General features: G+C 68.4%; 14 protein-coding genes. 8 read left to right on the plus strand and 6 right to left on the minus strand.

Going from position 1 to position 20,224, the window contains the following annotated elements:
• Positions 1-503: 503 nt before the first annotated feature.
• Positions 504-4,571, plus strand: coding sequence for an nSTAND1 domain-containing NTPase (locus tag ACXIZN_RS05265; protein WP_457952840.1), 4,068 nt, complete (start codon positions 504-506; stop codon positions 4,569-4,571).
• Between the two features lie 140 nt (positions 4,572-4,711).
• On the opposite strand, the gene ACXIZN_RS05270 is transcribed toward ACXIZN_RS05265, so the two are convergent.
• Positions 4,712-5,050: a winged helix-turn-helix transcriptional regulator gene (locus ACXIZN_RS05270; RefSeq protein ID WP_457952841.1), complete on the minus strand. Its 339-nt coding sequence runs from the start codon at positions 5,048-5,050 to the stop codon at positions 4,712-4,714.
• A gap of 118 nt (positions 5,051-5,168) precedes the next feature.
• Here ACXIZN_RS05270 and ACXIZN_RS05275 point away from each other — a divergent pair, with 118 nt between their 5' ends.
• The 5 genes from ACXIZN_RS05275 (at position 5,169) to ACXIZN_RS05295 (ending at position 11,452) form a co-directional block, all read left to right on the plus strand.
• Positions 5,169-5,867 (plus strand): alpha/beta fold hydrolase, encoded by a 699-nt coding sequence (locus ACXIZN_RS05275; protein ID WP_457952842.1) that lies wholly within the window; start codon positions 5,169-5,171, stop codon positions 5,865-5,867.
• A gap of 193 nt (positions 5,868-6,060) precedes the next feature.
• A complete protein-coding gene (locus ACXIZN_RS05280) occupies positions 6,061-7,311 on the plus strand; it encodes a pyridoxal phosphate-dependent decarboxylase family protein (protein WP_457952843.1) in 1,251 nt (416 codons plus the stop codon).
• Positions 7,312-8,143: 832 nt separating this feature from the next.
• On the plus strand, positions 8,144-10,471 hold the full coding sequence (locus ACXIZN_RS05285) for a polymorphic toxin-type HINT domain-containing protein (protein ID WP_457952844.1): 2,328 nt from the start codon (positions 8,144-8,146) through the stop codon (positions 10,469-10,471).
• A gap of 49 nt (positions 10,472-10,520) precedes the next feature.
• Positions 10,521-10,928, plus strand: a complete 408-nt coding sequence (locus ACXIZN_RS05290) for an ankyrin repeat domain-containing protein (RefSeq protein WP_457952845.1) — start codon at positions 10,521-10,523, stop codon at positions 10,926-10,928.
• A complete protein-coding gene (locus ACXIZN_RS05295) occupies positions 10,925-11,452 on the plus strand; it encodes a suppressor of fused domain protein (RefSeq protein WP_457952846.1) in 528 nt (175 codons plus the stop codon). Before ACXIZN_RS05290 ends, ACXIZN_RS05295 begins: the two co-directional genes overlap by 4 nt.
• Positions 11,453-11,966: 514 nt before the next feature.
• On the opposite strand, the gene ACXIZN_RS05300 is transcribed toward ACXIZN_RS05295, so the two are convergent.
• Genes ACXIZN_RS05300 through ACXIZN_RS05315 form a run of 4 tightly spaced genes read right to left on the minus strand, consistent with a single transcriptional unit; the run spans position 11,967 to position 16,089 of the window.
• On the minus strand, positions 11,967-12,980 hold the full coding sequence (locus tag ACXIZN_RS05300) for an endo-1,4-beta-xylanase (RefSeq protein ID WP_457952847.1): 1,014 nt from the start codon (positions 12,978-12,980) through the stop codon (positions 11,967-11,969).
• A gap of 33 nt (positions 12,981-13,013) precedes the next feature.
• Positions 13,014-13,832, minus strand: a complete 819-nt coding sequence (locus ACXIZN_RS05305) for a carbohydrate ABC transporter permease (RefSeq protein ID WP_457952848.1) — start codon at positions 13,830-13,832, stop codon at positions 13,014-13,016.
• A complete protein-coding gene (locus tag ACXIZN_RS05310; RefSeq protein ID WP_457952849.1) occupies positions 13,832-14,797 on the minus strand; it encodes a carbohydrate ABC transporter permease in 966 nt (321 codons plus the stop codon). The genes ACXIZN_RS05305 and ACXIZN_RS05310 overlap by 1 nt, the downstream gene beginning before the upstream one ends.
• The gene (locus tag ACXIZN_RS05315; RefSeq protein WP_457952850.1) at positions 14,794-16,089 is read right to left on the minus strand and encodes an ABC transporter substrate-binding protein; all 1,296 of its coding nucleotides are present in this window, start codon (positions 16,087-16,089) and stop codon (positions 14,794-14,796) included. The genes ACXIZN_RS05310 and ACXIZN_RS05315 overlap by 4 nt, the downstream gene beginning before the upstream one ends.
• Positions 16,090-16,222: 133 nt before the next feature.
• On the opposite strand from ACXIZN_RS05315, the gene ACXIZN_RS05320 reads away from it, so the two are divergent.
• Positions 16,223-17,257, plus strand: coding sequence for a LacI family DNA-binding transcriptional regulator (locus ACXIZN_RS05320; protein ID WP_457952851.1), 1,035 nt, complete (start codon positions 16,223-16,225; stop codon positions 17,255-17,257).
• Positions 17,254-19,548 carry a beta-xylosidase/alpha-l-arabinosidase gene (locus tag ACXIZN_RS05325; protein ID WP_457952852.1) on the plus strand — a complete coding sequence of 765 codons (2,295 nt, stop codon included), beginning with the start codon at positions 17,254-17,256 and terminating at the stop codon, positions 19,546-19,548. Before ACXIZN_RS05320 ends, ACXIZN_RS05325 begins: the two co-directional genes overlap by 4 nt.
• Before the next feature lie 206 nt (positions 19,549-19,754).
• Here ACXIZN_RS05325 and ACXIZN_RS05330 read toward each other — a convergent pair whose 3' ends face one another.
• Positions 19,755-20,189, minus strand: a complete 435-nt coding sequence (locus tag ACXIZN_RS05330) for a cellulase family glycosylhydrolase (protein ID WP_457952853.1) — start codon at positions 20,187-20,189, stop codon at positions 19,755-19,757.
• Positions 20,190-20,224 lie beyond the last annotated feature (35 nt).

The raw sequence follows: 20,224 nt of genomic DNA on the forward strand, positions 1-20,224 counted from the left end.
CACCGTCGTAGGGGCCGGCCCGGACGATTACGGGAGATCGAACGGGGCGGGGAAGTGGCCTTTCCAGATCTGGCGGGATGCCTGTTCGGGGTAGGGCAGAGTCTTCGATTCGGTGTCCAGGACGCGGGTGAGGTGCTCGCCGGGCCGGTGGGCGGACCAGCCGGCGTCGCCGGTGGTGACGAAGCGGACCCATGCCTCCTGGAGTTCGTGGGAGAGTGCGACGGCTTCGGGAGNCCTCACCGGCTTCACCTCCCTGATCGAGCTCGACGTGATCGAGCCCCAGGACGCGCTCGCCGCGATCGACGTGCAGCTGGACCGGCTGTTCAGGAGCACCTGACCCGCTTCCGGCCTCCGCCCCGCTGAATGCCAATCGGTTCACGCGAACGAGTGAAAGCCCCTGAGGCTTTGTGCGGCTGCGGGGACCATGGCGGCATCTTTCGCCGAGTGGCGTGATCCGGGGAGGTTTCGTGTCGCCTGATGCGCTGCATCGCACGGTTCTGGTTGTGGACGTGGAGCGATTCAGCGGCCGGAAGAACCCGGAACAGAGGACTGTGCGCAACGCCGTCTATGCGGCCTTGGCTCAGGCGCTCGGCTCGCATTGGAGCATCTGCCATCACGAAGACCGGGGTGACGGCGTGCTTCTTCTGGCGCCGGCGGATGTCCCGAAGCAGCTGTTCGTCGAGCAGGTGCCCGGTCGCTTGGTGAAAGCGTTGAACAGGCACAACCGGGCCCACGGGACCGGCGAACAGGTCCGGCTGAGGATGGCGGTGCACGCCGGGGAGGTTCTGCTCGACGCGCACGGCGCGACCGGCGTCGCGATCAACCACACGTTCCGGTTGCTCGACGCGGCGCCGTTGAAGGACGCCCTCGCCGGGTCGGCCGGTGTGCTCGCGGTGATCACCTCCGACTGGTTGTTCCGTGAAGTGGTCTGGCACAGCGCTGCCGATGAGACCCGCTATCGGCCCAAACGCATCCGGGTCAAGGAAACGGAGACGGTGGGGTGGATCTGCCTGCCGGACGACCCGTACCCGCCCGACGTCAGCCAGGCGGAGTGGCCGGAGGACGTCTGCCCCTATCCGGGGCTGCGGGCGTTCCAACCCGACCAAGGGCGTTGGTTCTTCGGCCGCGAGGCGACCCTGTCGGTGTTGATGGACAAGATCGATCACCGCGGCGGGCCGGTCTTCGTCGTCGCACCGTCCGGTGCCGGCAAGTCGTCGCTGCTTCGAGCCGGCGTGATAACCGCGGTCGCCGGCAGTGGACGCCCATGGCTGTTGCTCACCCCGGCGAAGGAGCCCTGCGAGACACTGGCACAGCAGGTCGCGCGGCTCATCGACGACAGCGTGGACGGCGTGCTCTCAGCGGTCGGATCTGATCCTGCCCTGCTGGCGAGCAAGCTGCCTGACGGGACTGTCATCGTGGTGGATCAGTTCGAAGAGGTGTTCACCCTGTGCGCCGGCGAGGCCGAGCGGCGGCGTTTCATCGCCGCACTGATCGCGATGCGTGCGGTTCTCGGGGTGCGGGGCGACTTCTACGGCCACTGCCTCGCTGACGATCAGCTCGCAGCTTTCCTGCCGGCAAGCCAGTTCAACCTCCAGGCGATGACTCCGGCCGGGTTGCGAGCGGCCATCGAGCGGCCGGCTCGGCAGATCGGCGTCGACGTCGAGCCGAGTCTGGTCGAGGTCCTCCTGCACGAGATCGGGACGGATGCGGGCGGGCTCCCGCTGCTGGCCCACGCGTTGGCCGTCACCTGGCAGCGACGCACGGGCGACAAGCTGACCTTGGCGGATTACGACCGGACCGGGCGGATCCAAGGCGCGATCGTGGCTACCGCGGACGAGGCCTACGCGCGTTGTTCCACGGCCGAGCAGCGCATGATCTTCCAGCACATCCTCATGCACCTGGTCGTGGTCAGGCACGACGCGCCGCCTGCCAGGCGGCGCGCGGATCCGGCCGACCTTGTCAAAGGTTTCGAAGCACCGCGGACGGCTGAGACAGTGCTCGGCTGGCTGATCGAGAAACGTCTGGTCACGCTGGACGGCAACGCCGTCGAGCTTTCCCACGAAGTGTTGCTGCGGGCGTGGCCGCGGCTCGGCGCCTGGATCGAGACGGGCCGCAACGATCAGGTCATCCGGCAGCAGTTGATCGAGGCCGCCGACCAGTGGGAGAGGGAAGGGAAACCGGTCGGATCGCTGTATCGCGGTGATCGGCTGGCCACCGCGAGGGGGTGGCAGTCCAGGAGTGAGCACCGCGCCGCCCTCACACCGCTCGGAGCGGCTTTCCTCAGCGCGTCGATCCGGCACGAAAGCCGGCGGGCCGGAGTCCGTCGAACCGCGGTCACCATGCTGGCCGTTCTCGGCCTTGTCGCGTCCAGCGCCGCCGTCTACGCCTTCCAGCAACGCGACATCGCCCAGGAACAACGCGACGCCGCGATCTTCAACAAGGTCACCGCCGAGGCGAACCGGATACGGACCATCGACGTGTCGCTGGCTGCCCAGCTCGATCTCGTCGCCCACCGCATGCGCCCGGCGGATCCGGACACGGGCACCCACTTGATCGTCGACGCGAACGCGCCGCTGTCCGCCGCGTTGCCCTCGGGCGCCAAGGACGTCAGCGTGGTGGCGTTCAGTCCCGATGGGCGAACGCTGGTCACCGGCAGCGGCAGCGGTGACAGGCTCGTGCGGTTGTGGAACGTCGCCGATCTGGCCCGCCCGGTGCTACTGAACGAAACCATCAGTCACGGCGAAGCAACCCGTGCGCTGGCGTTCAGCCCGGACGGACGCACTCTGAGCACTGGCGGCGCCGACAACACGGTGCGGCTGTGGAACGTCACCGACCCAGCCCACCCTGAGGCGCTCGGCCCGCCGATCACGGGGCACACCAAGACGATCCGGTCGTTGGCGTTCAGTCCTGACGGGCGGACGCTGGCCAGCGCGGGCGACGATCGGACCGTACGGCTGTGGAACGTCACCGACCTCGCCCGGCCCACGGCACTCGGCCCACCGGTGGCCGACAACACCGACACCATCCACTCCGTGGCGTTCAGTCCTGACGGCCGGACTCTGGTCACCAGCGGTGATGACCGGACAATGCGACTGTGGGACGTCGCCGTGCCGGACCGAGCCAAACCCTTCGGGCCACCGTTGACCGGACACACCGGGGCTGTCCATTCGGTGGCGTTCAGTCCCGATGGACGGACGCTGGCCAGCGCGAGCAACGACCGGACAGTTCGGCTGTGGGACGTCGCCGACCGGGCTCGCCCGGTGGCGCTGGGCCGGCCGATCACGGGGCATGCCAGCGCAATCCGGTCGCTGGCGTTCAGTCCTGACGGGCGGACGCTGGCCACCGGCGGTGATGACTGCACCGTGCGGCTGTGGGGCGTCACCGATCCGGCCCGCCCCACGCCCATCGGCGCGCCGTTGACCGGGCATGCCGACAGCGTCCGGTCGATGGCGTTCAGCCCGGACGGCCGCGTCCTGGCCACCGCCGGTAACGACCGGGCGGTCAGGCTGTGGCACATACCCGACACTGTCCTAAATGGACATACGGGCGAAGTCGACGCGTTGGCGTTCAGCCCGGACGGGCGCATCCTTGCCACCGGCGGCGGCGACCGGACCGTCCGGTTGTGGACGCTGGCCGATCGGCGGCAGCTGGGCCGTCCGCTCACCGGCCACCAGGACGCCATCAACGCCTTGGCGTTCAGCCCGGACGGCCGCGTGCTGGCCACCGGCGGCGGCGACCAGACCGTGCGACTGTGGGACGTCACCGATCCGGCCGGCCCCACGCCCATCGGCGCGCCGATCACCGGGCATGCCGACGACGTCCGGTCGATGGCGTTCAGCCCGGACGGCCGCATCCTGGTCACCGGCGGCGATGTGAAGGACGAGAACTCCGCGCGGTTGTGGGACGTCGCCGATCCGGCCAAACCCGTGCTGCTGTCCCGGATCGTGATCGGACGGGACGCCAACGCCCTGGCGGTGGCGTTCAGCCCGGACGGAAGAACTCTGGCGACGGGCACCGAATACAGCGACGTCGCGGTGTGGTTGTGGAACGTTTCCGATCCGGCCAAACCGACGTTGCTGTCCGGACCCCTCAAAGGGCACCGGGACGACATACGCCGGGTCGTGTTCAGTCCGGATGGGCGGACATTGGCCAGCGGCAGCGACGACGAGCAGGTGCGGCTGTGGGACGTCACCGATCCCGCTCACGCCACACCGCTCGGCGAACCCCTTGCCGGCCACACCAACCCCGTCTCGGGGGTGGCGTTCAGCCCGGATGGTCACACGGTGGCCAGCGGCAGCGCCGACAACACCGTGCGGCTCTGGCGGACAGCCGACCGGACACAGTCGGGTCAGCCGCTCACCGGGCACCAGGCCCACGTCAACACGGTGGAGTTCAGCCCCGATGGCGCCACTCTCGCCACCGGCAGCCATGACCACACCGTGCGGCTGTGGGACATGACCGTGCTCCAAGCCGTGCGCGGCATCTGCGCCGTCACGGGGAACACGCTCACTCGCGAGATGTGGGACAAGTTCGTGTCGGCCGAGCTGCCGTACAGTCCGCCGTGTTCCTGAGACAGGGTCGGCCGCCGCACTCCAGTGTCGAGTCCGGCGTCACGCGAGATGGGACATGGCCAACCGAACTATTCGTATCGAGAACGATGTGGACTCCCCGCTGGAGGGCGGCGCGCATTGGTGGCCGAAAACGCGGCGCACTAGCGGTTGTCGTACGCCGCGCGGGCGGCGTCGATGTGAGGCAGGTGTTCGATGCTCCAGTCGAGCAGCGGTGCGGTGGCCTCGCGCAGGGTCCGGCCCATCGTGGTCAGCTCGTAGCTGACGTGCGGTGGCATGACGTTGCGGACCGTGCGCGTCAGGATTCCGTCGCGCTCGAGGTCGCGCAGCGTCACTGTGAGCATGCGCTGGCTGATGCCGTCGATGGCCCGCTTGAGTTCGGTGAAGCGTCGCGGCCCGTCCTTGAGCATGCGCACGATCAGCAGCGCCCACTTGTCCCCGACGATCCCGAGGACTTCGCGGGCTTGGCACGGGTCCTGCATGGTTACCTCCTGAGAACCGGGGCACCGAAAAGTGCCGTATTGCCCGGTGCGCGTCGTGTGGATCACGATGGGCTCGGTTATCAAAGGGTACCGAGGCACGAGGAGGAACCACGCGGCTATGGCCACCTTTCTGTTGGTACACGGCGCCTGGCACAGCGGGCGGGCCTGGGACCGGGTGGTCCCGTTGCTGGAGTCGGCCGGGCACCGGGCGTTCGCGCCGTCGCTGACCGGTTACGGCGACAAGGCAGATCTGCTGGGCCCCGAGGTCGGCCTCGGCACCCACATCGACGACGTCGTCGGCTTGATTGACGGCGAGCGTCTCGACGACGTCGTGCTCGTTGGGCACAGCTACGCCGGGATGGTCATATCGGGGGCCGCTCACCGGGTCCCGGAGCGGATCGCGCATCTGGTGTTCCTCGACGCGATGGTGCCCGAAGACGGCGAAGCCGCGGTCGATGTCCTTCCGGTCACCAAGCGGCTCATCGACCTCGCCGTGGACGGCTGGCGGGTTCCGCCGATGGCGGAGCAGCCGCCGCCGCTCGGCTTGTTCGGGGTCACTCATCCCGAGGATGTCGCCTGGCTGCGTTCGATGCTGTCGGACCATCCGGTGCGGTGCCTTCAGGAGCCGGTCCGGTCGGACCACCCGGCCGCGCGCACGATTCCGCGTACGCACATCCATTGCGTCGGGGCTGGGCCGGCAGGCATCACCCGGCGCCCCGTCCCGGCAGGCGAGCGGGTGCGGGAACTGCCGACCGGCCATGACTGCATGATCACCATGCCCGTCGAGCTCGCCGGGCTGCTGATCGAGGCGATCTAGCCGTCGCTGCGGTCGAGACCCGTACCGTGGTCTGACAGGCTAAGTCGCCGTGGCGTTGCCGGAAGGACGTTCATGCACGAGGAGCACTCTCTCTTCACGCGGGCCGCGGAGCTGGCTGCCGAATATGTGGCCGGTCTTGGTGACCGGCCTGTCGCGCAGCCTGTCGACCTCGCGGTCTTGCGGCAGGCCTTCGGTGAAGAACTCCCCCCGGGAGCCCAGCCCTCCGGAAGCCGTCATCGAGGAACTCGCCCGCGTCGCCGAGGAAGGGCTCGTGGCCACGGCGGGTCCGCGGTTCTTCGGGTTGGTCATCGGCGGGGCCTTGAGGTCCGCGGTCGCGGCGGACTTCCTGGCGGCGGGATGGGACCAGAACAGCTTCAATCCCGCTCTGTCACCGGCAGCGGCCGCCGCGGAGGACGTCGCCGGCAGGTGGCTCAGGGATCTCCTTGGCATTCCGGCCACCGCGTCGACCGGATTCGTCACCGGGGGCCAGGCGGCCAACACGGTCGGGCTGGCGGTGGCACGTCACCACGTCCTCGCTCGAGCCGGGTGGGATGTCGAACGGGACGGTCTGGCTGGGGCGCCCGCGCTCCGGGTCGTCGCAAGTGCCGAGCGGCACGCGACCATCGACCGCTCGCTGAGGTTGCTCGGTATCGGAACCCGGGCTATCGAGGCGGTGGCCGCAGGTCCGCAGGGCGCGATCGACGTCGAGGACCTGGCCAGGGTGCTGGCTGCGGGCGAGGGCCCCACGATCGTCTGCCTGCAGGCGGGAAACGTGAACACCGGTGCCTGCGACGACCTGCGCGCCGCCTGCACACTCGCGAAGGGCCACGATGCCTGGGTCCACATCGACGGTGCCTTCGGACTCTGGGCCGGCGCCAACCCCGCGACAGCGGCGCTGGTCGACGGCCTGGAGCTGGCCGACTCCTGGGCGTGCGACGGGCATAAGTGGCTGAATGTCCCCTACGACTCCGGCTTCGCGTTCTGTGCTCACCCGGCGCTGCACGCCGAGGCGATCGCTTATCGCGCTCCCTACCTTGCCGGCTCTGCCGAGCTCTCCCGAATGGGCGACCTCACGCTCGAGGCATCGCGTCGCGCACGGGTGTTCGCGGTGTGGGCGGCCTTGCGGGAGTTGGGGCGCGATGGTGTGGCAGACCTCGTCGACCGCTGCTGCAGGCTTGCGCGGCTGTTCGCCACGATCCTCGCCGAAGGTGGTGCCGAGATCGCCAACGACGTCGTCCTGAACCAGGTGCTCGTCGGGTTCGGCGACGACGACCGCACCGACGCGATCATCGACGCGGTCCAACGGGACGGCACCTGCTGGCTGGGCGGCACCACCTGGCGCGGTCGTCGCTATCTGCGCATCTCGGTCTCCAACTGGTCGACCACCGAGTCCGACGTCGAGCGCTCGGCCGCGGCGATCCTTCGGGCGGCAGCGGCGAACTGATGGGAGCCAACCCTCCGCGGCTAGGGGAAGGCGGCATGGCTGAACAGAACGCCGTCGGCGAGGACTTCTTGGCTGCTCTGAGCTTCTTCGTCGCTGACGACGTCGCCACGGCTTCGGGGCGGACATGACCGCTGCGACGGCTTCATCGAGCGTGTCACCCGGGAGAGACCCGGCATCCGGTGCGTAACGCCAACGCCAGCAACGCTTCTGGTACGCACGACGAGCAGGCGGGGACCAGTTCGGGAGTCCACAGCCGTTCTGCCGTACGCGGATGCGCCGAAGGAAGATCGCGCCGTGTCGGCTTCGGCGATCACGGGTGGTCGCGTGGAGTTCGCGAACGTTCTCACAGCTGACTTGGCCGGCTGCGCTCGCCACAACGTGTGAACGCATCCCGGTGCGGGTGCTACGGCGGGCGTAGTGCGGTGATCGGATGGCGATGCCCGGCTGACCCATTGGGTCTGCATACGAACCCCGCGTATCGATCACGCCACGTCCACCTCCAGCCGAGGATCGCTGCGAGGAGATGGACGAAGTGGTGGTGATCGGGGGCGCAGCACGTGGTGGACGGCTGTGGCCGGAGATCTTGGTAGTCGTCCCGTTCCGTGCGCCGCGTGTCGCTTGTCGGGGTGTGCTCGGTAGCCGGTGTATCGCGAATGAACCTCCGCTGAACCTTCCGCTGGGAACCTTCGATGTCGGCTGCGGAAGTCGAGCGAAGGGGTGGGCGTCGCGGTGAGGAATCCGACAGGCTTCCGGGAGGCGGGAGGGTGGGAAAGTCGTGAATAGGAAACCGGATCTGACCAGGGCGATCCTTTACTCGGTATCTGGTGGTGTCTTGACCGCGGTATTCGGTGTGCTCGGATCCGCGGACGCGCAAGCGGAGCCCAGGAACACCGCCGGCCAACCCTCCGGCGCGCCGGCCAGGAAAGCGCCGCCGAAAAAAGCGAACAACAGCGGCTCCGCGAACGCGGCCGAGAAAAAAGTAGAAAAATCCGACAAGTTAAAAAAGGACGCCGAGGAGAAGAGGAAGCGTCAGGGGAGTAGTTCGTCGGCGATTGCGGATCGGGATGTTGCGAAGAGGGATAAGGATGCGGAGGAGCGGCGGCGTGGTCGGGTGGCGGGGTCGTCTGCTATTGCGGATCGTGAGGTGACAAGGGAGGACGAGAAGGGGGCTCGTGCGCCGGTGCGGATGCCGGAGCATCTTCGTGAACTGCTCTATGGAAAGCACAAGCCCGAGCACACGGACCCGCTCCTGATGCCGCGATCGGACAAGCCCGTCCCGCGTGACGGGTCGAGCACGGCAGGACCCCTGCCGGTCCGCCCGCCGGAGAAGAGCGTCTTGGCACAGGTCGAGGAGTCCGTCGAGGACACGGTTGGAGGCGCGCTGTCCACGGCCAGGGATTGGGCCCAGGACGAGATCGACCGGGAACGCGCGGCCGAGGACAAGAACGCCGATTGGCTCACCTTGGGACGGCGTGCCGCGGCCGGCGGCTACGCGTCTTTGCACGACGGCGCCCAGCAGGCCGGTAAAGCCCTGGACCTGCTCAACCGCGCGAAAGACGGCGATCCGGAAGCACAGCGGCAGATCGAAAAGTACGCCCAGGACGCCGCCGAAGGCATCGCGAACACCGCGACCGACGCTTGGAACGACCCACAGGGGACGTGGAACCGGGCCGTCGAAAGCACCGAGAAGGCGGTCGAGGACTTCAAGGACGCCCCCGCCTCCAGTATCGGCGGCATCCTCAGCGATGTCGTGGGGCCGGGCAAGTTCGCCAGACCGTTGAAGGCGGTCGACGCGGTCACTCCCGATCGGGACAGGGAACGAGCGTCGGACCCCGTTGACGAGGGTGGTGCACCAGGCACGCTCGCGCCTGCCGGCGGTCAGCCGAATGACGCGACCGGGCGGGACCCGCGGAGCACGATGACGGATGCGCGGCGTTCGGACGACAACGCCGGCAGTGGCCCGGTCGTAGTGCCGATGCCGGTGACGCAAGTTCCGAACCTCTCGCGCCCCGGACGGTCGGCCGATCGGCCATCGAAGGACTCGACGCCGGAGGGCGGCTCATCCAGGCGAGACGCCCGCGAATCGGCAGGCGCGCCGTCGAGGACGTCCGGTACCCGGCCGAGCGACAAGCCTGTGACAGATCGAGACGCCGAACGGGATTCCGGCCGCGCTGTGAACGACCGGACCGGTGCGGCCGAGCAGCCGGACCGATGCCCTGCGAACAGTTTCGTGCCCGGCACCGCCGTCCTGCTGGCCGACGGCACGTACAAACCGATCGAACAGGTCAGGCTCGGCGACCAGGTACTGGCCACAGACCCCGTCACCGGCCTCACCCAGGCCCGGCCGGTGATCAACCTCATCCCCGGCCAGGGTATGAAGGAACTGGTACGGATCACCGTCGACACCGACGGCGACCATGGCGACGCCACCGGCACCGTCACCGCCACAGACGAACACCCCTTCTGGGTCGCCGACACCGGCCGCTGGACCGACGCCGAAGACCTGGACCGCGGCCACCTGCTCCGTACACCCGACGGCCGTGTGGTGAAGGTCATCGACGTGCACACCTGGATTCAGCCACAACAGGTGCACAACCTCACCGTCGAGGGCCTGCACACCTACTACGTCCGGGCGCAAGGGGGCTCGGTCGGCGCAGACCTTCTGACCCACAACATATGCGTCGAACCTGGGCAGGACGGCGCCGACGAAACCCTCGGCCGTGACGATCCCGGCGATGAACTGGAAGCCCGCCCCGCGCCCCAGCAAGCCGTGCACGAACCGATCCGGAACCGGGTCAAGCTCCGCCAGTCCACCAAAAGAGCGATCTACCGGGACGCCGAACGGCAGCCGGACGGCTCCGGCGACTTCGTGTGTCAGGCATCCCGGGAACGGATCCCTGCCGCGCGCAATCCCGACGGCAGCCTCGTCAGGATCAACCCCGACACCGGCAAACCCGACCCCGCCGGCATAACCGTCCCCGAGCCGGGGAAATTCGAATTCGGGCACCAGCCAGGATCGGAATGGTGGCGCTACAAAACCGAAGCCAAAGCGGGCGACTACACCCGCAAGAAAGTCATCGAAGACCAGAACGATCCCGGCCGCTACCGTCTCGAAACACCCGCGGCCAACCGCAGCCACAAATACGAACTACCACCGTGAACCGGCGAACCAGGCCAGGTAGCATACGGTACAACGGAAACGAGGTGTGATGACCAGCTTGGACCGCGAAGGACGCGACGAACTCCATTACGCGGCACAGAATGGCGACGTCGCCGCGATCCGGCGTCGCCTGGCGGACGGCGTCGACGTGAACATCACCGAGAAACGCAGCAACTACACGCCACTGCACTTCGCGGTCCAAGAGGGCAAGGTCGAGGCCGCACGGGCGCTGCTCGACGCGGGCGCGAACATTCACGCCGTCTATTCACCGGGCGCGACGCCGCTGCACCTCGCGGTCATCCGATGGCGCAAAGCGTCCGACGGCGCGATGATCAAGCTCCTGCTCGACCGCGGTGCGGACAAGACCGCGACCGAGACCAACGGCCACACCCCGGCCGAGATCACCAAGGGCCAGTACGGATTCCCCGCCGAGCTGACGGAGGCGCTGCAACCATGACCGAGCAGGCTCTCGACGACCATCTCACCCGATACCTCGGCCAGGGCAGGCGAGAGGCCGACGTCGGCGGTGTCGAGATCTGGCGGCACGAACGCCCCGAGTTCGTCACCGTCGCCACCCATGGCCTGGCCGGTCAGCCCGTCACGGCGGTTTACCCGCAAGAACTCGTGTGCTCCGTCGAGCACGGCCAGGACGGCGCCGCGCTCTTCCTGGTGGAGGCCACCCTCAAGATCATCCAGGAAAATCGCCGCGGTGTCGTCAACAACCAGGTGATCCGCAACGATCAGCCCCTGCTCGCCCGCACGGATATCACCGGCGTCCTCGTCAGCGTCCATCCTCTACTCGACGACTTCGACGTGGTCTTCGATGCGGACAGGAAAGTCCTGGTCGAGCTGATGACCCTGATCCCCCTCACCAGCGCCGAAGTCGCCCAGTCCGCCAGCGACGGCGTCGAAGCGCTGCTCGACCACTTCGAAGCCACCGACCCGCCCCTGCTCGACATCCAGCGGGCCTCCAGCACCTGAGTCGCGCCACGGCGCAGTACCCGCGAGGCCCCGCCCGGGAGCGCCGTGCGCGGGGGCGGCTCTGCGGGCGCGGGGCGAACCTTCGGCGCGCGGTCCGGACGACCACGTGCGCCCCGGTTCCGTCACTCAGACGGGTTCAGGGGCGCGACTGTGCTCCCGTTCGGGCACATTCGCCTCGACCCGCTCCATCAGCAGCGCGAACGACATGACCAGCAACGGGATCATCAGCACCATCCACATGATCCTTCTAGTACCCGGATCGGCGGCCGGGTAATCGCCCCCTTGCCGTTGTTGCACCGCGGAGGCCAGTGAAGGGGTACCGGGGCCGGACACGGTATGCCCAGCTCGCGGAGCCGAAGGAGCTTCACGTTGTGGGCTCGGATACCGCGTTGTCACAACGCCGACGACCTTTCCGAGGGGCCCTGTCCGGGGCACGCGGAACGATCAGCCAACCGGCCCCTCACCAGGGAAACCAGGTGAGGGGCCGGTGTCGTCCGGCTGAAACCGGCCTACCTCACGGGTTGATCCGGGTGTACGCCGGCTTCGGCCGCAGGTTCGTGTCGAACAGGCAGGCCGCGCCCTCGCCCGGGAACGTGTCCGGCACCCACGAGTGGCGGTCGGTGAAGCCCCACGTCGTGAACTCCACACACCGCGTGACGGCGTGGCAGCCGTCCCAGAGTTGCTTGAAGTAGCCCGCCTGCGTGTCCAGTTTGGTCGCGTCGGCGGGCATCGGGATACGGACGTCGGCCTCGGTGATGGCGACGTCGACGCCCAGCGCGGCGAAGCGAGCCAGGTTCGCCTGGTAGCCGCCGGGGAAGCCGTACCGCGTCGCGAGGTGTGCCTGGAAGCCGACGCCGTCGATCGGCACGCCTTGCTGCTTCAGCGTCCGCACCAGGTTGTACAGGGCGTCGCTCTTCGCGTTGAGTCCTTCGGTGTTGTAATCGTTGATGTACAGCTTGGCCGACGGATCCGCCGCCCGTGCCCAGCGGAACGCGTCGGCGACATAGCCGTCGCCGAGTTTCTGCTGGAACACCGAGGCACGGCGGGTGCCGTCGTCGTTGAACATCTCGTTCACGACGTCCCACGCCCGGATCTTTCCCTTGTAACGCCCCATCGCGGTGGCGATATGCCGCTGCGTCACCGACCGCAGGTCGCCGGCGGAGAGGTTGTTGACCCAGCCGGGCAGCTGACTGTGCCAGACGAGCGTGTGCCCGCGGACGGATTTGCCGTTCCGCTGGGCGTAGTCGACGATCGCGTCCGCGCCGGACCAGTTGTACTGGCCGCGGTTCGCCTCGACGACGCCCCATTTCATCTCGTTCTCCGGGGTGACGTTGTCGAATTCCCGGGTGAGCACCGAACGGTAGTCGGCTTCGTTGGCCAGGTGGTTCGCGGCGACGGCGCTACCGACGTAGCGATTCGTGATGTCCTTCAGCGGGCCCGCCGCCGAGGCCGGTGGTGCGTTCAGCAACGCGACACCTGCCAAAGCGGTGAAAAGAGCGACGGTTCGTTTCATGGAAATGGTGTTCATCGTGGAACTCCTTTCGGAAACCGAACGGTTGGATCAGCCCTTCACGGATCCGGTCAGCCCGCCGACGATGCGGCGTTCGGCGAGCACGAAGAAGGCGAGCGCTGGGATCATCGACAGCGCGGTGAACGCGAGCACGCGCGCGGTGTCCTGGGAGTACTGGGACTGGAACGTCGCCACGCCGAGCGGCAGGGTGAAGTTCGCGGAGTCGTTGAACACCAGCAGCGGCAGCAGGTAGAAGTTCCAGCTGGTCACGAACGCGAGCACGGCGACGGTGGTCAGCGCGGGCGCGGACAGCGGCAGCAGGATCCGCCAGAAGAAGCCGAGCCTGCTCGCGCCGTCGAGCACGGCGGCGTCCTCGATCTCGCCGGGGATCGCCCGCATGAACGGCCGCAGGATCACGATGGTCACCGGGAGCGAGAACGCGGCCTCGGGGATCGCCACGCCCCAGAAGCTCTCCAGCATCCCCAGCTGCCGCAGCCACAGGTACAGCGGCAAGGTCGCCACGCCGAGCGGGAACAGCAGGCCGAGCGTGAACAGGGTGTAGAAACCCTCGCGGCCCTTGAAGGTGTAGCGGGACAGGGCGTACGCGGCCATCGAGCCCAGCGCCACGGTCAGCGCCGTGGCGATCACCGCGATCAGCGCGCTGTTCCCCAGGAAGGTCCAGAACGCCGGCGAACCGAGGATCGCCGCGTAGTTGTCCCAGACCCACGGGCCGGGCAGGCCGGCGGGCGAGGCGTTGATCTGCGCGGTGGTACGGAAACCGCCCAATATCACGAACAGCAGCGGCACCACGGTGATCCCGAGGACGGCGATCGCGGCGACGTAACCGATCGGCGTCCCGGCGCGGCGCATCAGTCCACCATCCTGGTGAGCGCGCCATCGGTGTCCCGGCGCAACGCGAACCTCTGGTACAGCAACGCGAACACGAAACAGACCACGAACAGGATCACCGCGACCGCGCTCCCGAAACCGAATTCGTAGCGTTTGAACCCGTGGTCGACCAGATAGGTCGCCATGGTCGCCGACGCGTTGGCGGGCCCGCCGAGGGTCATGATCCACACCAGGTCGAACAGCTGCAGCGAGCCGATCACCGAGAGGAACACCCAGATCCGGATGGTCGGCCCCAGCAGCGGCAGCACGACGTGCCGGGTGGTCTGCCAGGCCGACGCGCCGTCGAGCGCGGCCGCTTCCCGCAGTTCGGCGGGCACGCCTTGGAGCCCGGCGAGCAGCAGGATGATGCCGAAGCCGATGTACTTCCAGGTGATCACCGCGAACAGGGTGTAGAGCACGATCCCCGGGTCGGCGAGCCAGTGCTGGACCAGTCCGCCGAGGCCGACGCCGCGCAACATCTGGTCCACGAAACCGTTCGGCTGCAACATGAGCAGCCAGATCACCGCGGTGATCGCCTCCGACAGCACGTAGGGCGCGAACACGAGCGCGCGGAGGACGGCGCGCCCGCGCAGCTTGCGGTTGAGCAGCAGCGCCAGCCCGATGGACAGCGGAAGCTGGACCACGAGGGACAGCCCCGCGATGATCAGGTTGTTCCCGATGGCGCCCTGGAACACCGATCCGGACAAGGCGTCGGCGTAGTTGCCGAGGCCGACGAAATCGTCGAGCGGACCGAAACCGTTCCACTCGTAAAGGCTGTAGAACGCCGCGATCCCGATCGGGACCAGCACGAACCCGGCGAACAGCACCAGCGCCGGCCCGAGCAGGAAGGTCAGCTCCAGCTTCTTGCGCACTCCCCGCGTCCGCGTCCGGATGGCGGGTGCGGACGGCCGCGCCGCCGCCCGCACCCGCGTGGCCGTCGCCGTCACTTGTCGCCCGCCGCTGCCTTGTTCACCGCGTCGACGATGCCTTCCGGGGTGCCCTGCCCGGCGAAGAAGTTCGCGACGGCGTCGTTGAGCGCGGCGCCCACCGCGGTCGGGAACGCCTTGTCGAAGTACATCTGCACGTACGGCGCCTTCTGCCCGTAGTCGAAGACGGACTTCAGCGACTCGGTCTTGAGGGAGGCGGCCGCCGACGCGGACATCGGCAGCCCGGCGCCCTTCGCCGCGAGCTGGTTCTGCACCGGTTCGCTGCCGAGGTAACGCAGGAAGTCCACGCACGCCTTGACCGCGCGGGTGGTACAGGAGAAGCCGTCGCCGCCGCCGAGCACCGCCGCGGGATCACCTTGGCCACCGGGGACCGCCGGGAACGGGAACCAGCCGACCTTCGAGTCGAGGTCCTTGTCTTCGGTGAGCGACGACATCGTGCCGGGTTCCCAGTCGCCCTGCAGTTCCATCGCCGCCTTGCCGTTGGCCACCAGCCCGGCCGAACTGCCCGCGCCCTGCTGCGCGGGGGTGGCGGTGAAGCCGGGCTGGAACGGCTGGGTGGCCAGGAACGCCTGCAGGTCACGCCCGGCCTTGGTCCAGCAGGGATCCTCGAGTTTCACCGCTTTGACCGACTGCTTCAGCGTGTCCGCCGAGCAGGTCCGGAGCGCGAAGTAGTTCCAGTAGAACGCGTCCGGCCAGCGATCCTTGCCGCCGACCGCGATCGGCGTGATACCCGCCTGCTTGAGCTTGGCGACGGCGGTGTTGAGCTCGTCCAAAGTGGACGGAGGTGCGGTGACACCCGCCTGCGCGAAAAGGTCCTTGCGGTACCAGAAACCGACGAAATGCTGCTCCCACGGGATCCCGTACTGCTTGCCGTCGACCTGCCAGCTTTCGGCGAGTTTGCCCACCGTGGAGAGCCAGTCCCTGGCCGCGTCGGTCAGGTCGGCGACCTTGCCCGAGGTGGCCTGCGACGCCAGTTCGCCACCGCCCCAGGACTGGTAGACGTCCGGCGGCTCGTTCGACTGCAGGGCGAGCGGGACCTTGGTGGTGAACTCCTCGTTCTGCAGCGGCTGCCCCTTGATCGTCACCTCGGGATGCGCCTTCTGGTAATCCGCGACGACCTGGGCCCAGATCGACTTGAGCGGATCGGTCGTGCCGTTGTGCCACCAGGTGAGCGTGACCGGTCCGGTGGGCTCGGCCGCGGGCTCGGTACCCCCGGAGCAGCCGGCGAGCGCGAGCGGGATGGCCGCCGCCAGCGCGGCGGCGGCGGCGGGGATTCGGCGGTTCGAAAGCATGGTGAGTCCACTCCTGACGACTTCGGCCGAGTAGGACAGGGCGTGACTGCGCCCGGACTGGCGATGAGTTTGCGCGCCCGGATTTCCGATGTCAATCGTTGTCGATAACGTTTTACATCGCTAGTCTGACCGTATGCAGCCCAGTTCGAGGGTCACTATCCGTGATGTCGCCGCCCGCGCCGGCGTCTCCGTGGCCACGGTTTCCAAGGTGATCAATGACCGCTACGGCGTCGCCGCCGCGACCCTGGCCAAGGTCCGCGCGGTGATCGACGAACTCGGCTACGAGGCGAGCCTGGTCGCCCAGAGCCTGCGCAACCACAAGACGAACGTGATCGGGATCCTGGTCGCCGACCTCGAACCGTTCTCCACCGAATTGCTCAAGGGTGCCGCCGACGCCATCCGCGGCACCGGCTACGAACTCGTCGTCTACTCGGCGGGTGGCCGGGTCGGGGACCCGTCGGGCTGGGAAAAGCGTTACCTGTCAAGGCTTTCCGGCACGCTGGTCGACGGCGCGGTGCTGGTGACGCCGGTGGCTTCGCTGGAAGCCGTCCCGGGGACGCCGGTGGTCGCGGTCGACCCGCACACTGGTCCTTCGACGGTGCCCACCATCGATTCCGACAACCTCCGCGGCGCCCAGCTGGCGACCGAGCATCTGCTGGAGCTCGGCCACCGCCGGATCGGTTTCCTCGCCGGACGGCCGGATCTCGAATCGGCCGAACTGCGCAAGACCGGGTACCTGCGGGCGCTCACCGCCGCCGGTGTCCCGATCGACGAGGACCTGATCCGGCTCGGCGCCTACGATCCGGAGATCTCCGCCCGGTCCGCCCGCGAACTGCTGACCGGCTCGGACCGGCCGACGGCGGTGTTCGCCGCCAACGACATCTCGGCGATCGCGACTGTCGGGGCCGCGGCGGAACTCGGCCTGTCCGTCCCGGACGACCTTTCGGTGGTCGGTTTCGACAACGTCCCCGAATCGGCGCTCTGCACCCCGCCACTGACCACAGTGGACCAGCCGATCCGCGAAATGGGCCACCGCGCCATCACCCTCCTGATCTCGCTGATCAGCGGGGAACCCGAGAAGGAAACCCATATCACCTTGTCCACGGGTCTCGTGGTGCGCCGCTCGACGCGTGCCCTCGGAGCCTCGACGAAGGGCGGACGACCTTGACCACCCAGCCCAGCGAGTCGCCCCGGCCATGGCACGACACCGCCGCGGATCCCGCCGATCGCGTCCGCGCGCTGATGGTCCGGATGACCTTACGGGAGAAGGTCGCCCAGCTCTACGGCGTCTGGGTCGGGATCGACTCCGGCGGCGAGATGGCCCCGCACCAGCACGACTTCGCCGAAGTGGCACTGGACTGGGGCGAACTGGTACGCCACGGGATCGGCCAGCTGACCAGGGTGTACGGCACCCGGCCCGTCGATCCGGTGACCGGCGCGCACAGCCTGGCCCGCTCGCAGCGGGAGATCGTCGCCAACGGCCGGTTCGGCATCCCGGCGCTGGTGCACGAGGAGACCCTCACCGGCCTCGCCGCCTGGCAGGCGACGGTGTATCCGTCCCCGCTGTGCTGGGGAGCGAGCTTCGACCCGGACCTCGTGTACCGCATGGGGGCGCGGATCGGCGGCACCATGCGGCGGCTGGGTGTCCATCAAGGTCTCGCGCCCGTGCTGGACGTCGCACGCGACCTGCGCTGGGGCCGCGTCGAGGAGACCATCGGCGAGGATCCGCATCTGGTCGGCATGATCGGCAGCGCCTACGTCGCGGGTCTGGAGTCGGCCGGGGTGATCGCGACGCTCAAGCATTTCGCCGGCTACTCGGCCTCACGCGCCGGCCGCAACCTCGCCCCGGTGTCGGTCGGGCCAAGGGAACTGGCCGACGTCCTGCTGCCGCCGTTCGAGATGGCGTTGCGAGCGGGCGCCCGGTCGGTGATGAACGCCTACGTCGACAACGACGGGGTCCCCGCCGCCGCGGACAAGGCGCTGCTGACAGATCTTCTGCGCGATACCTACGGGTTCTCCGGGACCGTGGTCGCGGACTACTTCTCCGTGGCGTTCCTGCACAAACTCCACGGTGTCGCGGCCGATCGCGGCGACGCCGCCGGACAAGCTCTCGCCGCCGGGATCGACGTGGAACTGCCCACAGTGGACTGCTACGGCGAGCCGTTGCTCGCGGCGGTGGAGGAGGGGGCGGTCGGCACCGCCGTCGTCGACCGCGCCCTCGAACGGGTGCTTCGGCAGAAATGCGAACTCGGGTTGCTCGACGAAGACTGGGTGCCGGAGGTCCCCGACGAGATCGACCTCGACGACCCGGAATCCCGTGCGCTGGCAAGGGAGATCGCCGAACGCTCGATCGTGCTGCTGCGGAACGACGGCGTGCTCCCGCTCTCTCCCCGCCACAAGGTCGCCGTCGTCGGGCCGCGGGCGGACGACCCCGGCGCGATGCTCGGCTGTTACTCGTTCCCGATGCACGTCGGCGTGCACCATCCGGAGGTGCCGTTCGGGGTCTCGGTTCCGACAGTGCTCGACGCGCTCGGTGAATACCACGAAGTCACCTATGCGCTCGGCTGCCCTGTGCTCGGCGGAGAGGACGCGGACATCGCCGAAGCCGTCGCCGCCGCCGAGGACGCGGAAGTCTGTGTCGCCGTGCTCGGTGACCGCGCGGGCCTGTTCGGCGGCGGCACGTCGGGCGAGGGCTGCGACGTGCCGGACCTGAAACTGCCGGGACGGCAGGAAGAACTTCTCGAGGCCCTGCTAGGGACCGGGACACCGGTGGTACTGGTGCTCCTGTCCGGACGGCCGTACGAGCTTTCGCGGCAGGCCGGCAGGCTCGCGGCGATCGTATGCGGTTTCTACCCCGGTGAAGAGGGCGCGGTGGCGCTCGCCGGTGTCCTCAGTGGACGGATCAACCCTTCAGGCAGGCTTCCGGTCGGCTTCCCTGGCGAGAACGCCTCCCAGCCGTCGACCTATCTCACCGCTCCGCTGGGGCGGCGCAGCGAGGTCAGCACGGTGGATCCGACACCGCTGTTCCCGTTCGGGCACGGGCTTTCCTACGGCGCCGTCAGCTGGGACGACGTCTCCGTGGCGGACCCGGCGTGGCCGACGGACGGACGCTGCCGGGTCCGGGTGACGCTGAGCAACACAGGCGACCGCACCACGACGGAGGTCGTCCAGATCTATCTGCACGATCCGGTGGCCGAGGTCGCGAGGCCGGTCCAGCAGCTGATCGCGGCGAAACGGGTCGAAGTCGCTCCCGGCGCGACCGAGGTGGTCGAGATCGGGCTGCACGCCGATCTGACCTCCTACACCGGACGAGCGGGCACGCGGCTCGTCGAGCCCGGGGACGTCGAACTGCGGGTGGGCACCTCCAGCGCGCGGATCGTGGCGACGCTCGGCTGCACGTTGACCGGTCCGCGTCGGGAGGTCGGCTTCGATCGGGTGCTGGCCCCGGACTTCTCTTGAGCTCGTGACCCAGTCGGCCTTCGTGTCGCGAAAGCCACTTGCGGGACATCACACGTCTCGAAAGTGGCTTTCGCGACACTCCCAAACCACCCTTGACGCCTGCGCGAGGGTCGCCGCGCCGGACTGTTCACCGTAACCGGTGGTGTCGTGCACCTCCAGGACGCAGATCAGCCGGTTCTGCNGTCGCGAAAGCCACTTGCGGGACATCACACGTCTCGAAAGTGGCTTTCGCGACACTCCCAAACCACCCTTGACGCCTGCGCGAGGGTCGCCGCGCCGGACTGTTCACCGTAACCGGTGGTGTCGTGCACCTCCAGGACGCAGATCAGCCGGTTCTGCCTGCACGACGACACCACGTCGGCGACGTCCGCGGTGTCGTTCTTCGCCCACCGCCGGCCGGACGCGAGCACCACCCGCACCGTGTTGGCACCCAAGGCCTTGATGTCCGCCGGCGCGCTCGTCCGCTGCGGATACCAGGTGTGGGCGTGGTTGACCCCGCGCATCACGAACTCGGCGCCGTTCGACTCGTACAGTTCGCCGCCGGACACGTGGAATCCGACCGGTGCCGCGGAAACCGGCGGGCTCACGACGGCAGCCAAGGCGGCTGTCAGCGCGGCCACGACGGCCACTGGTCTCCTCATCGCCATCCTCTCGTCTTGCGGGGGAGGCCAGGTCC

Source organism: Amycolatopsis sp. TRM77291, from assembly GCF_054166285.1.

What these genes read in the sequence shown, in the direction of transcription:
- ACXIZN_RS05270 (WP_457952841.1), bottom strand. Translation starts at nt 5,050, where the DNA reads ATGCAGGACCCGTGCCAAGCCCGCGAAGTCCTCGGGATCGTCGGGGAC.
- ACXIZN_RS05275 (WP_457952842.1), top strand. Translation starts at nt 5,169, where the DNA reads ATGGCCACCTTTCTGTTGGTACACGGCGCCTGGCACAGCGGGCGGGCC.
- ACXIZN_RS05290 (WP_457952845.1), top strand. Translation starts at nt 10,521, where the DNA reads ATGACCAGCTTGGACCGCGAAGGACGCGACGAACTCCATTACGCGGCA.
- ACXIZN_RS05295 (WP_457952846.1), top strand. Translation starts at nt 10,925, where the DNA reads ATGACCGAGCAGGCTCTCGACGACCATCTCACCCGATACCTCGGCCAG.
- ACXIZN_RS05300 (WP_457952847.1), bottom strand. Translation starts at nt 12,980, where the DNA reads ATGAACACCATTTCCATGAAACGAACCGTCGCTCTTTTCACCGCTTTG.
- ACXIZN_RS05305 (WP_457952848.1), bottom strand. Translation starts at nt 13,832, where the DNA reads ATGCGCCGCGCCGGGACGCCGATCGGTTACGTCGCCGCGATCGCCGTC.
- ACXIZN_RS05315 (WP_457952850.1), bottom strand. Translation starts at nt 16,089, where the DNA reads ATGCTTTCGAACCGCCGAATCCCCGCCGCCGCCGCCGCGCTGGCGGCG.
- ACXIZN_RS05320 (WP_457952851.1), top strand. Translation starts at nt 16,223, where the DNA reads ATGCAGCCCAGTTCGAGGGTCACTATCCGTGATGTCGCCGCCCGCGCC.
- ACXIZN_RS05330 (WP_457952853.1), bottom strand. Translation starts at nt 20,189, where the DNA reads ATGAGGAGACCAGTGGCCGTCGTGGCCGCGCTGACAGCCGCCTTGGCT.